At 58.5% G+C, this 13,519-nt stretch carries 12 protein-coding genes and 1 tRNA gene; 12 read left to right on the top strand and 1 reads right to left on the bottom strand.

The window, feature by feature from the left end:
- Positions 1-53 precede the first annotated feature (53 nt).
- The 8 genes from BN1936_RS09925 to BN1936_RS09890 all read left to right on the top strand — a co-directional run bounded on the left by BN1936_RS09925 (position 54) and on the right by BN1936_RS09890 (position 9,083).
- A complete protein-coding gene (locus BN1936_RS09925) occupies positions 54-1,655 on the top strand; it encodes an SPFH domain-containing protein (protein ID WP_049687294.1) in 1,602 nt (533 codons plus the stop codon).
- Positions 1,656-1,667: 12 nt separating this feature from the next.
- Positions 1,668-2,522, top strand: a complete 855-nt coding sequence (locus BN1936_RS09920; protein WP_157274791.1) for an SPFH domain-containing protein — start codon at positions 1,668-1,670, stop codon at positions 2,520-2,522.
- Positions 2,519-2,728, top strand: a complete 210-nt coding sequence (locus tag BN1936_RS09915) for a DUF2065 domain-containing protein (protein ID WP_022444156.1) — start codon at positions 2,519-2,521, stop codon at positions 2,726-2,728. The genes BN1936_RS09920 and BN1936_RS09915 overlap by 4 nt, the downstream gene beginning before the upstream one ends.
- A gap of 15 nt (positions 2,729-2,743) precedes the next feature.
- A complete protein-coding gene (locus BN1936_RS09910) occupies positions 2,744-3,916 on the top strand; it encodes an ATP phosphoribosyltransferase regulatory subunit (RefSeq protein ID WP_049687292.1) in 1,173 nt (390 codons plus the stop codon).
- 9 nt (positions 3,917-3,925) lie between these two features.
- A complete protein-coding gene (locus tag BN1936_RS09905) occupies positions 3,926-5,221 on the top strand; it encodes an adenylosuccinate synthase (protein ID WP_049687291.1) in 1,296 nt (431 codons plus the stop codon).
- 129 nt (positions 5,222-5,350) lie between these two features.
- Positions 5,351-5,866: a phosphoribosyltransferase gene (locus tag BN1936_RS09900; RefSeq protein ID WP_049687290.1), complete on the top strand. Its 516-nt coding sequence runs from the start codon at positions 5,351-5,353 to the stop codon at positions 5,864-5,866.
- A gap of 395 nt (positions 5,867-6,261) precedes the next feature.
- Entirely contained in the window at positions 6,262-7,389 is a 1,128-nt protein-coding gene (locus tag BN1936_RS09895) for a porin (protein WP_049687289.1), read from the top strand.
- Between the two features lie 524 nt (positions 7,390-7,913).
- Positions 7,914-9,083: a porin gene (locus tag BN1936_RS09890; protein ID WP_049687288.1), complete on the top strand. Its 1,170-nt coding sequence runs from the start codon at positions 7,914-7,916 to the stop codon at positions 9,081-9,083.
- 255 nt (positions 9,084-9,338) lie between these two features.
- Here BN1936_RS09890 and BN1936_RS09885 read toward each other — a convergent pair.
- Positions 9,339-9,425 (bottom strand) — tRNA-Leu (locus tag BN1936_RS09885).
- Positions 9,426-9,470: 45 nt separating this feature from the next.
- On the opposite strand from BN1936_RS09885, the gene BN1936_RS09880 reads away from it, so the two are divergent.
- The 4 genes from BN1936_RS09880 (at position 9,471) to BN1936_RS09865 (ending at position 13,515) form a co-directional block, all read left to right on the top strand.
- Positions 9,471-11,837, top strand: a complete 2,367-nt coding sequence (locus tag BN1936_RS09880; RefSeq protein WP_053101859.1) for a ribonuclease R family protein — start codon at positions 9,471-9,473, stop codon at positions 11,835-11,837.
- Positions 11,838-11,881: 44 nt separating this feature from the next.
- Positions 11,882-12,670 carry a 23S rRNA (guanosine(2251)-2'-O)-methyltransferase RlmB gene (rlmB, locus tag BN1936_RS09875; RefSeq protein WP_022443131.1) on the top strand — a complete coding sequence of 263 codons (789 nt, stop codon included), beginning with the start codon at positions 11,882-11,884 and terminating at the stop codon, positions 12,668-12,670.
- An 84-nt stretch (positions 12,671-12,754) separates the two neighbouring features.
- Positions 12,755-13,195, top strand: coding sequence for a 30S ribosomal protein S6 (rpsF, locus tag BN1936_RS09870; protein ID WP_022443132.1), 441 nt, complete (start codon positions 12,755-12,757; stop codon positions 13,193-13,195).
- 35 nt (positions 13,196-13,230) lie between these two features.
- Positions 13,231-13,515: a hypothetical protein gene (locus BN1936_RS09865; protein WP_022443133.1), complete on the top strand. Its 285-nt coding sequence runs from the start codon at positions 13,231-13,233 to the stop codon at positions 13,513-13,515.
- Positions 13,516-13,519: the final 4 nt, after the last annotated feature.

Genomic DNA, 13,519 nt, shown 5'->3' with positions numbered 1-13,519 from the left:
GGTGCGCTTGCGCGCGGGAATTTCGGGGACATCCCCCTCAGGATTTTTTCTTTATGTCTATTGATGATTACCGCTGGGGAAGACACCCGGAACCGGAAAAGAAAGATCCGGAGAAGGAATCTTCTTCAGGTAAAAATGAGCCGGAAACGCCGAAAGTGAGCGGAACCGGTTCGGAACCTGCCGGAACGCCGGAGCCTCCTCAGAAGCCTGAGGAGCCCCGTCGCGCGCAGCCGCAGCCCGAGAAGCCCGAAATCCGCAATCCGGGAACCCCGAACGGTGACTCTCACTCCGGCCGCCCCGAAGACACTGAGGAATCCTCCGCGAAGAAGAGCGGAAAGGACCTTGACGCTGAGTGGAAGGCGTTCAATGACCTCCTGCAGTCCATCTGGGCAAACGGCGGAAAGAACGGCCCCCAGGCGTCCGGCCCCCAGCAGCCCGGAAAGAAGACTGGAACCCCGGAGTCCCCGCGCGAAGACGATATTCCCCAGATTGATCGCAGCAGGCGTTCGAGCCGTATCGCAGCGCTGGTCGCGATCGTCGCCATTTTCTCGGTCGGCGCGTACCTCGGCGCCGGCTTCTACTCCGTGCTGTCCGGCGAAACCGCCGCGCTTTACGCGACAGGTCAGTTCAAGGAACTGGTCGGCCCTGGCACGCACTGGCACTTCCCATGGCCCTTTGAGAAAGTCCGCACGGTGGATACGCGTCTCGTGCACAGCCAGGACGTGAGTTTCTCGGGGAAGGCGGGCGAAGGCTATCTCCTTACCGCTGACGGCAGCTTTGTCTCCGCCACCGCCACCGTGAAGTGGCAGGTCGCGTTTGACGGCGTCCGGAATTATCTCGAACACATGGTGAATCCCTCGGAAGTGATCGACGCGGCGCTTCGCCGCGCGCTCCGTCAGGAGTTCACCGATATGACGGTGCATGACGTGCTGAGCGGCCGGGCGGTGCTCCTGAAGGACGATCTTGCGAAGCGGGTCCAGAAGGAGGCCGATAGCCTCGGTCTCGGTGTCCATATCGAATCCGTGTCGGTCACGAATGCTGGCATCCCGACAGAGGTCCGTGAGGCGTCACGCGTGGCGCTTGAGGCGCAGAACGCGGGTGAAAACGCGTTCGGGAATGCCCAGCGGTGGGCAGAACTCGCGGGCGCGATGTCAGTCAACACGTCGCGCGCCATCTTAGAAAACGCTGAATCCTATCGGGAGCGCGTTGTGCGGGTTTCCGAAATGGACAGCCGCTATATCAGCTACCTCTATGGCGAAAAGGCTTCTGACGCCGCGAAGCGCGACGCGATTGAGCAGGCCTGGAATGCCGGGCTCGCGGCAGCTCTGCCGAACAAGGGATCGATCGCGAACGCGAAGCTTGATGACCTGATGGCCGTGATCCGTGCCGCGAAACCGAAGGCTCCTGAAGGGAAACCGGGTGAGGAATCCGCGGTTCCGGTGGTGACGGAAGCCCAGATCATTGCCCAGAAGAAGCTTGATGCGGAGAAGAAGGCATCGCCTGCCGCCGCGTCTTCCGCCCCTGCGTCGTCACCCGCTGCTGAGGCAGCCGCAGAGGCCGCGGCTTCGAACGTGACAACTCCGGGCGAGGATCCTGCGAATGAGCGTGAAAGCACCACGGACCGCCGCGATTACCTCCGTAACCGCGGACACTAGGAGACGATGATCATGAAGAAATTGATAGCAGCCTTTGTGATCGCCCTGGCAGCGATTCTCGCCGCGAGACTTTCCTTCTTCACGGTTGAAGAGGGAAGGGCGGCGCTCGTGCTTGGATGGAACAAATCCGTGTCCGCTGAGGTGACAGAGCCCGGGCTTCATGTGAAACTCCCGGACCCCATTGAGCGGACCGCGATGATTGACTGCCGCGGGCAGTCGCTTCAGGTGTCGGCGCTTGAGCCGAAGGGCGAAGGCAGTATTCCGACGCTCGGCTACGACGTGGTGTGGCGTGTCGTGAAGCCGGAGCTCTGGTGGAAGGAATTCAAGGGAAGTGGCGACCAGACGGCGCGCGAAATCACGCAGGCCGTGCAGACCGCGTCAGCCGGCGAAACCGCCGGGCTGAATGACGCGTCTCTCATCACGCGGGGCGGCGTCTGGATCTCGTCCCAGGTGATGGCGAAAGTGGCGCCTGAATTCCTGAAGCGCGGCGTGCGGATTGAATCCGTGCGCGTCGCTGAGGTGCGCCTCAACGCGAAGAGCCAGGCTTCGGCCCTGGACGCCACCGCGAAGATTCTGAATGGCCAGGTGCAGGCCTCGGGCCGCCTCGTCGAGGAGAGCGCGTCAGAGATCCGCGCCGCGGCCGACGCGAAGGCCCGTCAGACGCTTTCCGCGGCGCTCAGCCGTGCCGCTCAGATGAAGTCTGAAGCCGATGCCGCGGCGAACGCGAATTATCAGAAAATAGACCGTGTGACTGGAATCCGGGATTTCTCCTCGGCGCTTGAAAAGGCCCGTTCTGAAGAGAAGCCTGGTGAAAAGCTCGCCCCGATGCCCGACTTCCGGGGACTTCCTGGAGGCACGAAGCCATGATGGGACTGAAGGAGCTTCTGGTCGCCTTTGGGTTCATGATGATTTTCGAAAGCCTGATGCCGATGATCTCGCCCCGCCGCTGGAAGCGGGCACTGTCGCTTCTGCAGCAGGTGCCTGACTCCGCGATCCAGAAGCTTGGGATCGTCGGCGTGCTTTGCGGCCTCGCGGTTATCTGGCTGCTGCAAACCGATATTGCTTCGCTTTGATAGGATTTTTTCCAAATGACGAACTGGGTATTACCGGATCATATTGCCGACATGCTGCCCCGGCAGACGCGGGAACTTGAAACCCTGCGTACGCGCACCCTCGAAGTGATGAGGTCTCACGGATTTGAAGCTATCCGTCCGCCCATGTTCGAGTTCCTGGATTCTCTTCTCACCGGTACCGGCAACCGGCTCGATCGCACGACGATCAAGTTTGTCGATGAGGCGAGCGGCCGTCAGGCCGGGTTCCGCGCCGATATCACGCCCCAGGTGGCGCGTATCGATGCCCACATTCTGAACCGCACCGGGATCACACGGCTCTGCTACGCGGGGTCGGTGCTTCACGCTCGGCCGCGTCACCCGCTCGCGACTCGTCAGCCGTATGTGGCCGGCGCCGAAATGTTCGGCGCGACGGGGCGGGAGGCCGATCTTGAAATGGTGCGGCTCGCCGTGGATATGCAGTGCGAAGTCGGTATCCGGCGCGTGCATCTCGCGATCGGTCACACCGGAATTGTGCGTTCCTTCCTGAAATCGGACCCGGCGCTTACTCCCGCGATCCAGGACGCCGTTGTCGCGGCGCTTTCCGATAAGGATCCGGCGGGGCTCGCTGTTGCCGCAGAGCCCCTCTCCGCGAAGACCGTTGAAGCGCTCTCCGGACTCTGCCTCATTTATGGCGGTGACGACGCGCTGGACCGCGTTCTCGCGCTCTGCAAGGGGAACCCGGACGCCGAGAAGGCCGTGGATGAGCTTCGGTGGATCGCGGAGCGTTGCGGAGCCGATGACGTCACGATTGACGGCGCCTCGGTGACAGGATTTGATTACTACACGGGTATTTCCTTTGCCGGTCTTGTTGAAGATCTGCCCGAACCGCTCCTCCGGGGCGGCCGCTATGACGGAATTGGATTAGCGTTCGGACGCTTTAGACCGGCAGTTGGATTTACACTCTATCTACGTGAGCTTGCTGTGCTCAGAACGCCCGAACTTCCCTTCGCGGTCATTGCGCCCCCGGCGTCAGAAGATCCGAAGCTGGAGAGTCTCGTGCGCAAACTCCGTCATGCCGGCAGAATCGTCGTGCAGCTGCTGCCGGGAGAAGACCCTGCCGGGCTCGCTGAGAGCTTCCAGGTGACGGAGCGTATTGTTTTCGAAAGGGGTGAGTGGCAGGTGGTTCCTGTCTCCGCCAAGTCCATTTAGGAGAAAAAGATGGCAAAAAATGTAGTGGTCGTCGGCGCCCAGTGGGGTGACGAAGGCAAGGGCAAGATCGTCGACTGGCTCACCTCCAAGGTCGACGGCGTCGTGCGCTTCAACGGGGGCAACAACGCCGGCCATACGATCGTCGTGAACGGCAACAAGACCGTGCTTCGCCTCATTCCGTCCGGCGTCATGCATCCGACGATGCAGTGCTACCTCGGCAACGGTGTTGTCTTTTCGCCGTCCGCCTTTTTCTCCGAGCTCGATCAGCTGAAGGAACACGGAATGGACGCGGAGTCCCGCCTCCACGTGTCCGGCAACTGCGCGCTTCTGATGCCGTACCACGTGGCGCTTGACCATGCCCGTGAAAATAACCTCGGCAAGAAGAAGATCGGCACGACCGGCCGCGGCATCGGTCCGGCCTACGAAGACAAGGTGGCCCGCCGTACGGTGCGCGTCGCTGACCTCTATAACGTCCCGTTCTTCGAAGAGCGCGTCCGCACGGCTCTCGAGTACCACAACTTCGAATTGACGCATTTTCTCCACGCTGAGGCCCTCGACCCGCAGAAGGTGATCGACGAGGTGCTCGGCTTCGCGGATCGTCTGAAGCCGCGCGTGATGGACGTCTCCCATACGCTGAATAAGCTGATGGCCGAAGGCAAGCAGTTCCTCTTCGAAGGCGCCCAGGGTTCGATGCTCGATATCGACCACGGCACCTATCCATTTGTCACGTCCTCCAACACCGTCGCGGGTTACGCCACGGCTGGTGCGGGTGTCGGCCCCCATCGCCTCAACTACGTCCTCGGCATCACGAAGGCGTACTGCACGCGTGTCGGTGCGGGTCCCTTCCCGACCGAGCTCCTCGATGAAGAGGGTGAACGCATCCGTCAGCGCGGCGGTGAATTCGGTGCCGTGACGGGCCGTCCGCGCCGCTGCGGCTGGTTCGACGGCGCGGCGCTCCGCCGTGCGGTTGAGATCAACGGCCTGACCGGTCTTGCCGTGATGAAGCTCGACGTGCTCGACGAGTGCGATGTTGTGCGTCTGGGCGTCGGCTACAAGAAGGACGGCGTTGAACTCGAAGTGATGCCTTACGGCGCGGAAGAGGTCGCGGGCTGCGAAGTGATCTATGAAGACTTCCCCGGCTGGAAGACCAGTACCTATGGCATCAAAGAATGGGATAAACTCCCCGCTGCGGCGCGCAGCTATCTGAAGCGCCTTTCTGAAGTGGCTGGCTGCCCGATCGCGGCAGTGTCCACTGGTCCGGATCGTGAACAGACCATTCTGCTCAGCGACCCGTTTGAAGCCTGAGCCCCATAAACAGGGGAAAGTCTGATCCGCGGGCAAGCGGATCAGACCGACAGCCTATAAGCATTACACAGGCGGCACTGCAGTAAAAAACGCAGCGCTGCCTTCCTTTTTTGTTGGATTTGAAAAGCCATGGCGGATCTCTTTGTATCTTGGCAGGATTACATCGACCTGAATGAACAGCTCGTCCTCAAGGTTGCGGACAGTGGCTGGAAGTTTGATTCTCTCCTTTGTCTCGCCCGCGGCGGCATGCGCCCCGGGGATATTTTCTCGCGTGTCTACTCGAAGCCGCTCTCCGTGCTGTCGACGAGCTCTTACCGCGCGATGTCCGGCACGGTGCAGGGCGAGCTGAATATCAGCAGCTGCATCACCGGCACCGATGCTCTGAAGGGGAAGGTCCTTCTGGTCGATGACATGGTGGACTCCGGCATCACGCTTGAGAAGGTGGTGAAGCACCTGAAGAGCGACTTCCCGGAAATCACCGAGATCCGTATCGCTGTGCTCTGGTGGAAGGAACGCTCTATCTTCCAGCCGGATTATTTCGTCTCTTACCTCGAAGGGAACCCCTGGATCCACCAGCCGTTCGAGGCTTATGACGATCTCGGTATCGAGCGGCTCCGTGAGAAGCGCGCGATCGCCGGCAAGTAATCCCGCCTGACACTGCGGAAATTCATCTTCCGCTGCTTCTTTCCTGAGGCGGCGGCCGATGGCTTCTGTACAGAATCCCTGCTTCAGAAATGAGGCGGGGATTTCTTTTTTTCAGGCCTCTCACCCTGTAAGGGAAAGGCCGGTGACTGTAATTAAATGTGTATCTTATGGAAATCTGTTGCTTTTTGGCAACAGCTACAATTTACACAAATGTATTACCTAGTTACATACACTTAGCCAGCAATCTGAATTCCTTCAAAAAGTTATTTTTCGTAGTGTTTTACAATCAGGGTTTGTACCATAAGACTCCTTTTTTTCCGGCCGCATCATGAAGTCAGAGGGGAGATTCACTCAGATGCATTTCCCTTCAGATATATTTTTTGGAGTCACACATAATGAAGAAATCTCTACTTGCTCTCGCCCTTCTCGGCGCTTTCACGGCTTCTGCTTTTGCTGAACCGTCCGTCACGCTGTTCGGCCGCATTGATACGGGTCTTGTCTACACCCACAAGAATCTGGATAACACCGCCGGTTCCACCGACACGTTCTCCATGGATTCCGGTGTGACCACCGGCTCCCGATGGGGTCTGAAGGGGTCTGAAGACATCGGCAACGCGAAGGTTGGCTTCGTTCTCGAATCCGGCTTCAATTCTGATGACGGCACGTCCGGCCAGAATAACCGCCTCTTCTGCCGTGAAGCTCAGGTGAACATCTCCGGTGCCTACGGTACCCTGTACGCCGGCCGCCTCGCCTCCATCGCGTCTGATTCCGGCTCGATCGGCTACCTCGGCGATGTGTCCGCCTTCCCGTCTGCCTACGGTTTCGTCGGCAACCAGCAGGGCTCCACCGGCACGGTTTATGGCCGCTATGACAACACCCTCGCCTATGAGACCCCGACGTTCGGCGGCCTGCAGGGTGCCATCATGTATTCCTTCAAGGGCGACACCAAGGCCTCTGATTCGAACGTTGCCAATGCCCGCGAGAATTCCGGCGATGCTGACCGCTACCTCGCCGCTGGCCTCCGCTACAAGGCTGGCAAGGCCGCTGTTGTCCTCACCGGTGACATGACGATGTACGGCAATGACGCTGCCAACTATGGCAATGTCGATAACGGCTACAGCTTCATCCTCGGCGGCAACTACGATTTCGGCGTTGCGAAGGCTTTCGCGAAGGTCACCTACTTTGATAACCAGGTGAACGTTCTCGACTCCTTCGATCTGATCAGCGATTCCCGCGATCTGAAGAAGGCTGAGGCTCTGAAGGGCTGGGGTGCTGAACTCGGCACGAACGTTCCGGCCTTCGGCGGCAACTTCCTTGCTGCTGTCGGCTATCGTGATGCCAAGGACATCGATGACGGCTCCTACAAGTTCAAGCGCTGGAACGCGGCTGTCGGCTACACCTATGCCTTCAGCAAGCGCACGAACGTCTACGGTCTCGCTGGCTACGCCCAGGAAAAGGAGAACGCTATCGACCGCAAGGCGAGCGGCGCCCAGGTTGGTTTCGGCCTCGTTCACAAGTTCTGATCTCTTAAAAGAGACCGGCAGAAGTTCGCCATTCTGCTGAGAACTGAAAAACCGCATTCCGTGAGGGATGCGGTTTTTTTTTGCGCTTCTGAAAAGCCGGCGCCTTCGACATAACGGAGATAAGAGGGCGGAGGTGTGAATTTCTGAAATATGGATCACAAAAGTAAACTACTAAAAACTTGCTCCCAGATTTTCGGACAAGTCAATACCCTGTACTGTTTCACTTTGTAACTCACTATCGGATATCGTTTTTTATTTTCAGGGAAGCTCTTCTGAAGCTGTTTTTTGCCAGTTTGTTGCATAAAAGCAACAGAAAACGATGAATTAAAGAAATACGAAAAATAGTTGTAACGTTGTCTTGGTGATTGAAAATAAATAAAAAATTTCTGTCAGACATAAATCATAAAGGGTTTACCCGTATGAGCGTCCGGGAAATATTTTTGCATCATGCACTTGGGGTGACTCCAAAAGCCCTTAAAACTGTAGTTAGCAATACACACATTCAAACTACTGGAGAAAATTTCATGAAGAAGTCTCTCATTGCCGCTGCTCTGCTCGGCACCTTCGCCGCTTCCGCTTTTGCGGCTCCGTCCGTTACGCTGTATGGCCGTATCGATACGAGCCTTGCCTACACGCATCAGCGTACCTCTCTCTCTGCAACTGCTGGAGAGGTATCGGTATCGGGATCTAACTCCACTGACACTCTTTCGATGGAGTCCGGCTTCTCCACGGGCAACCGCTGGGGCCTGAAGGGCACGGAAGATATCGGCAATGCCAAGGTTGGTTTCGTGCTCGAATCGGGCTTCAACTCTGATGACGGTGCTTCCGGTCAGGGCGGCCGTCTCTTCGGCCGTGAGGCTCAGGTGAACGTCTCCGGCGCCTACGGTACTCTGTACGCCGGCCGTATCGCCTCCATCGTGTCCGACGGCGGCTCTATTGGCTATCTCGGTAATGTGTCCGCCTTCCCGAATGCCTTTGGCTTCGTTGGCACGCAGGCCGGTTCCACTGGTTCCGCCTATGGCCGTTACGACAATACGCTCGCCTATCAGACCCCGGTTTATTCCGGTCTGCAGGCTGCCGCGATGTACTCTTTCAAGGCTGACGGTAAGTCCAAGGTTGGTACGGAAAACAAGGCTGACGCCGACCGCTACGCTGCCGCTGCTCTGCGCTACAAGGCTGGCAAGGCTGCTGTCGTCCTCGCCGGTGACTACACCCTGTACAGCAACGATACCTATGGCGATCTGGATAATGGCTACAGCGTGATCCTTGGCGGCAACTACGACTTTGGCGTCGCTAAGGTTTTTGCTAAGGCTACGTACTTCGATGACCAGGCTAGCATCAAGGATTCTTTCAGCATTATCAAGAATATCCGCGCTTCTGTGGCGGAGAATGTGAATCTTGCCCGCGCTTTCAAGGGCTGGGGCGCGGAACTGTCGACGGCTGTGCCGGCTTTTGGCGGCACGGTTCTCGCCACTGTTGGCTATCGTGATGCCAAAGACGTGGATAACAGCAATGTCAAGCTGAAGCGCTGGAACGCTGCCGTCGGCTACTCCTATGCTTTCAGCAAGCGTACGAGCGTTTACGCGGCTGCCGGCTATGCTCAGGAAAAGGCCACGGGCTCCGCTGATGGTGCTTCCGCCACGTATAAGGGCTCCGGTGCCCAGGCTGGTTTCGGCCTCGTGCACAAGTTCTAATCTCTTAAAAGAGAACAGCAGAAGTTCGCCATTCTGCTGAGAAATTAGAGAAAAAGCCGCATTTCCTTATCGGAGATGCGGCTTTTGACTGTGCGGCGGAGAGAACATATCTCCGGCGTATTATGAAAGCGGGAACTGGCTGATCGCGCAAGTGTTTTCCGCGGGCAACAAAAAAGCCTCTCCGCAATCGCGAAAAGGCTTTAATGGCTTTCGTTTCTGATGTTCACCGCACAATCACATGTTTTCCAGTATGATTGGTGCCCGGGACTGGACTCGAACCAGCACGCCGGTGAAGGCGCTAGCACCTGAAGCTAGTGCGTCTACCAATTTCGCCACCCGGGCACATCCTCACAAACGAGGATATAATTATCGCTGAAGAGAATAATTTTGTCAATAGATAGAAGAAAAAAAATCCGGAAAAATACAGGATCCTCGTCCAGAAGGCCCAGGACAAGGGTTGATGACGGCGGTCTGACCGCATTTCTGACGGGAACCGCCGCCTCTGAGTTCGAGTCGGTTCTGGGCCGGGCGGGAACGCCGCTCGCCTTTGATGAGCTTTACGCGCTGGTGCGCGACCGGTCCCGCAGCCGGACGAAGAATGAGGTGCTGTCGGCGCTGGAGCGCCTGATTGATGACGGCACGGCGGTGGCGGATGACGAAGGAAAGATTTCGCTTTCCCACGGCTCCGCGTGGCTTGAAGGCACGGTATCCGGCACCCGTTCCGGCATGGTGTTTTTTGATCCGGATATGGGAACCGGAGATGAAGGGGTTTCCTACGTCTTCTCCCAGGGGCAGGGGGACGCGGTGTTCCCCGGCGACCGGGTGAGAGTCGCGCGACTCGGGTTTGACAGCAAGGGACGGAACCTTGTCTCTCTCAAAGAAGTGACGGAACACAACACCTGGAAGGTGGTCGGCGTGGTCCGGAAGCAGGGGATGGATTTCTGGCTCGATCCATCGGACCCGCGGGTTCATGTGCAGATCAGACTTTCAGGTGCCTCAGCGCTCGCGGGGCAGGGCGTAGTCGCCGCGATCACGACGCAGCCGACGCTTGAAGAACCGGCCCGCGCTCAGGTCGAGGAAATTCTCGGATCCGCGAGCGACGCGTCGGTTGAGATTGAAATGGCGGCCCGCCGCTTTGGGCTTCCTTCCGTCTTCGTGCCTGATGTGCTGACAGAAGCCCGGGCGCTCCCGGATCATGTGCTGAAGAAGGACGCCGGAAAGCGTGTCGACCTCCGCGATATTGCCTTTGTCACGATTGACGGCGAGGACGCGAGGGACTTCGATGACGCGGTCTGGTGCGCGCCGCTTGCGTCTGGCGGTTACCGGCTGCTCGTCGCCATCGCGGATGTGTCCTGGTACGTGAAGCCTGGCACAGCCCTCGACCGCAGCGCGCAGGAACGGCTGACTTCGGTCTACTTCCCGCGCCGCGTGATTCCGATGCTCCCTGAGGAGCTCTCAAACGGACTCTGCTCGCTGAACCCGAAGGTCGACCGCTGCACAATGGTGTGCGACGCGCTGATTGACGCGAAGGGCGAAGTGACGGCCTATCAGTTCTATCCCGGTCTCATTAATTCGCACGCCCGCCTGACCTATACCCAGGTGTGGAACGCGCTCCAGGATAAGGAAGGTGCGAGAGACGAGATTCATGAGGTCTACCCGGACGTCGAAAATCTCTATTCACTCTATAAGGTGCTCGCTGAAGCGAGAAAGAAGCGCGGCGCCATTAATTTTGAAACCCGCGAAACCTATATTCAGACAGACGAAACCGGACGCATCACCGCGATTCTGCCTCGTGAACATAATGACGCGCACCGCCTGATTGAAGAGGCGATGCTGGTCGCGAATACCTGCGCCGCGGACTTTATTGTCCGGAAGAAGACGGAGTGTCTCTTCCGAATCCACGAAGGCCCGTCCGAGGAGCGCCTTGAGCTGCTCCGCACGACGCTCTCCGGCTTCGGTCTCAAGATGGGCGGCGGGTCCTCCCCGAAACCCGCGGACTACGAAGCCGTGATGGCGAAAGTACGCGGGACGCCGAACGAAGAGGCGGTCCAGACCGCGCTGCTCCGAAGCATGCAGCGCGCCGTGTATTCACCGGAACTTCACGGCCACTTCGGCCTCGCGTATCCGGCGTACACCCATTTCACCTCCCCCATCAGACGCTACCCCGATCTGCTCGTGCACCGGACGATCCGTGGTATTCTCTCCCGCCGCCGCTATAAGCCCGAAGTCGCGGTGTCGCCTTCCGACCTTCTCAACTCCGAATTCTCTCTGAAGCAGAAGGGGAAGAAGAAAGAAGCGCCGAAGCCTGAAGCGACACCGTACGCGCGTCCTACGGCTCAGCATGCCGCTTGGGAAACGCTAGGCAAGATGTGCTCTGCCGCAGAGCGCCGCGCTGACGAAGCAAGCTACGACGTCACCGCGTGGCTGAAGTGCATGTACATGAAGGACTTCATCGGCCGCGGATTCTCCGGTAAGGTCACCGGCGTCACGCCGAACGGCGTCTATGTGACGCTTGATGATCTCTTTGTTGAAGGCTTCATCCGGGTCTCGAACCTCGGCTGGGACTACTACTTCTATAACAGCGACGACTGCCTCCTTGAGGGCAGTGCCTCAGGCGAAGTGATCCGTCTCGGAACGCCGCTTGAAGCGCAGGTGGCAGGCGTCGACGTTGATCTGCGGCGGATTGATTTTGAGCGCCGCGATGTGCAGAGACGGAAAGGGCCGAGGCGCTGGAAAGGCGAACCGAGATTCTGAACGGATTGCATGAAAAAGAATTGATATCTAAAGGAAAAGATTGAATGGCTGGTAATAAAAAAGCGGTCCTCGCGAGTTTTCACGCCGTGACGGCGCGGCTCAGACTGAACCCGGAGTCGATTGACGAAGTCTATGTGGACCGCAGCCGGCATGACCGCCGCATGCACGAAATGTGCGAAAAGCTGAAGGCCGCCGGCATCCGCCCGGTGGGCGCGGACGCGGAGCGTCTGGACCGTATCGCGGGGCACGGCGTGCAGCATCAGGGGATCGTCGCGGTGGGCAGCGTGCTCGAGAAGACGCTCTCCTTTGATGAGCTTCTCGATTCCATCACCGATAAGACGCTGCTCCTCATTCTGGACGGCGTGACGGATCCCCGGAACTTCGGCGCCTGTCTCCGTGTGGCGGATGCCGCCGGAGTGCAGGCCGTGATCGCGCCGCTTAACCGCTCGTCCCACGTGACGCCGGCCGCGGCGAAAGCCGCTGCGGGTGCCGAGGAATCGGTTCCGGTGGTCTATGTCGTGAATCTCGCTTCCGCCATCGCGGAGCTGCGTGACGCGGGTGTCATGGTGGTTGGAACGGCGGGTGAAACTGACCGTTCGATCTATGACTTCGATCAGAAGCGTGCCTTTGCCTGGGTGCTCGGTGCTGAGGGTGAAGGTCTCCGTCAGCTCACGCGCAAACGCTGCGACGCGCTCGCCGCGATTCCGATGATGGGGTCGGTGGAGTCTCTCAACGTGTCAGTTGCCGCCGGCGTCTGCCTCTTTGAGTCTGTCCGGCAGCGGGTCGGTGAAAAGGCCACCCGGGTGGATAATCCCTCGCGTGCAAAATTTTAATTTTTAGAGTAAAATGACCGTTTTCTCGTTAGTCCTTGCCGCACCGGGAGACGCCCTGGGCGGTTTTTTCCGCAAGGAGGATCAATGCGTCATTACGAAATCTGCATCATCGTGCATCCTGATCAGTCTGAACAGGTTCCGGCGATGATCGAACGCTACAAGAACCTTGTTCTCGAACAGGGTGGAAAGATTGAACGTATCGAGGATTGGGGCCGTCGTCAGCTCGCCTACCCGATCCAGAAGCTGGTCAAGGCTCATTATGTTCTCCTGAACGTGGAGTGCTCTGACGCCACGCTCGCCGACATCGAAAACAATTTCCGTTTCAACGACGCCATTCTGCGCCAACTCGTGGTGAAGACGAAGCACGCCGAAACCGCTCCCTCCCCGATGATGAAGGTTGTCGAGAAGGAAGAGGCCAAGAAGGCTGCCGTGGCCGCTCGCACGAACAGCAAGGCTTCCCACAAGTCTGATGACGCTTCCGACGAAGCTGCAGACGAGGAATCCGACGTTCAGGACGCCGAGTAATTCGGCTAGAGGCGCTTTAAAGAGGACTGCCAGACATGAATGAGCTGGTCCTTGACGGCGAAATCATCCGCTCCGAAGAGCCGAGATTCACACCGTCCGGACTGCAGGTTTTTGAAGGCATTCTTCACCACTCGGGCGAAGTCCGGGAAGCAGGCGGCACGCGCCGCCTCAATTTCGAAACCCTGGTGGTCGCATACGGAGAGGTAGCGGCAAAGCTCTATCAGCTTCCGCTTCCCGCTAGGATAACCCTCAAAGGGTACATCACCCCTCGCTCGAGCCGCACACAGCGCCTCATTGTTTACATAACGGAATTCAGTTAGGAGT

This window comes from Dakarella massiliensis, from assembly GCF_001182045.1.
Lineage (GTDB): Bacteria > Pseudomonadota > Gammaproteobacteria > Burkholderiales > Burkholderiaceae_F > Mesosutterella > Mesosutterella massiliensis.
Note: the sequence above shows the minus strand (reverse complement) of the source record. Positions and strands in the feature narration are given on the sequence as shown.

Excerpts from the sequence above, each read along its gene's own strand:
- rlmB (WP_022443131.1), top strand. The coding sequence starts at position 11,882 with ATGGCTGGTAATAAAAAAGCGGTCCTCGCGAGTTTTCACGCCGTGACG.
- BN1936_RS09910 (WP_049687292.1), top strand. The coding sequence starts at position 2,744 with ATGACGAACTGGGTATTACCGGATCATATTGCCGACATGCTGCCCCGG.
- BN1936_RS09865 (WP_022443133.1), top strand. The coding sequence starts at position 13,231 with ATGAATGAGCTGGTCCTTGACGGCGAAATCATCCGCTCCGAAGAGCCG.
- BN1936_RS09905 (WP_049687291.1), top strand. The coding sequence starts at position 3,926 with ATGGCAAAAAATGTAGTGGTCGTCGGCGCCCAGTGGGGTGACGAAGGC.
- BN1936_RS09915 (WP_022444156.1), top strand. The coding sequence starts at position 2,519 with ATGATGGGACTGAAGGAGCTTCTGGTCGCCTTTGGGTTCATGATGATT.
- BN1936_RS09895 (WP_049687289.1), top strand. The coding sequence starts at position 6,262 with ATGAAGAAATCTCTACTTGCTCTCGCCCTTCTCGGCGCTTTCACGGCT.
- BN1936_RS09925 (WP_049687294.1), top strand. The coding sequence starts at position 54 with ATGTCTATTGATGATTACCGCTGGGGAAGACACCCGGAACCGGAAAAG.
- BN1936_RS09890 (WP_049687288.1), top strand. The coding sequence starts at position 7,914 with ATGAAGAAGTCTCTCATTGCCGCTGCTCTGCTCGGCACCTTCGCCGCT.
- BN1936_RS09900 (WP_049687290.1), top strand. The coding sequence starts at position 5,351 with ATGGCGGATCTCTTTGTATCTTGGCAGGATTACATCGACCTGAATGAA.
- BN1936_RS09920 (WP_157274791.1), top strand. The coding sequence starts at position 1,668 with ATGAAGAAATTGATAGCAGCCTTTGTGATCGCCCTGGCAGCGATTCTC.
- rpsF (WP_022443132.1), top strand. The coding sequence starts at position 12,755 with ATGCGTCATTACGAAATCTGCATCATCGTGCATCCTGATCAGTCTGAA.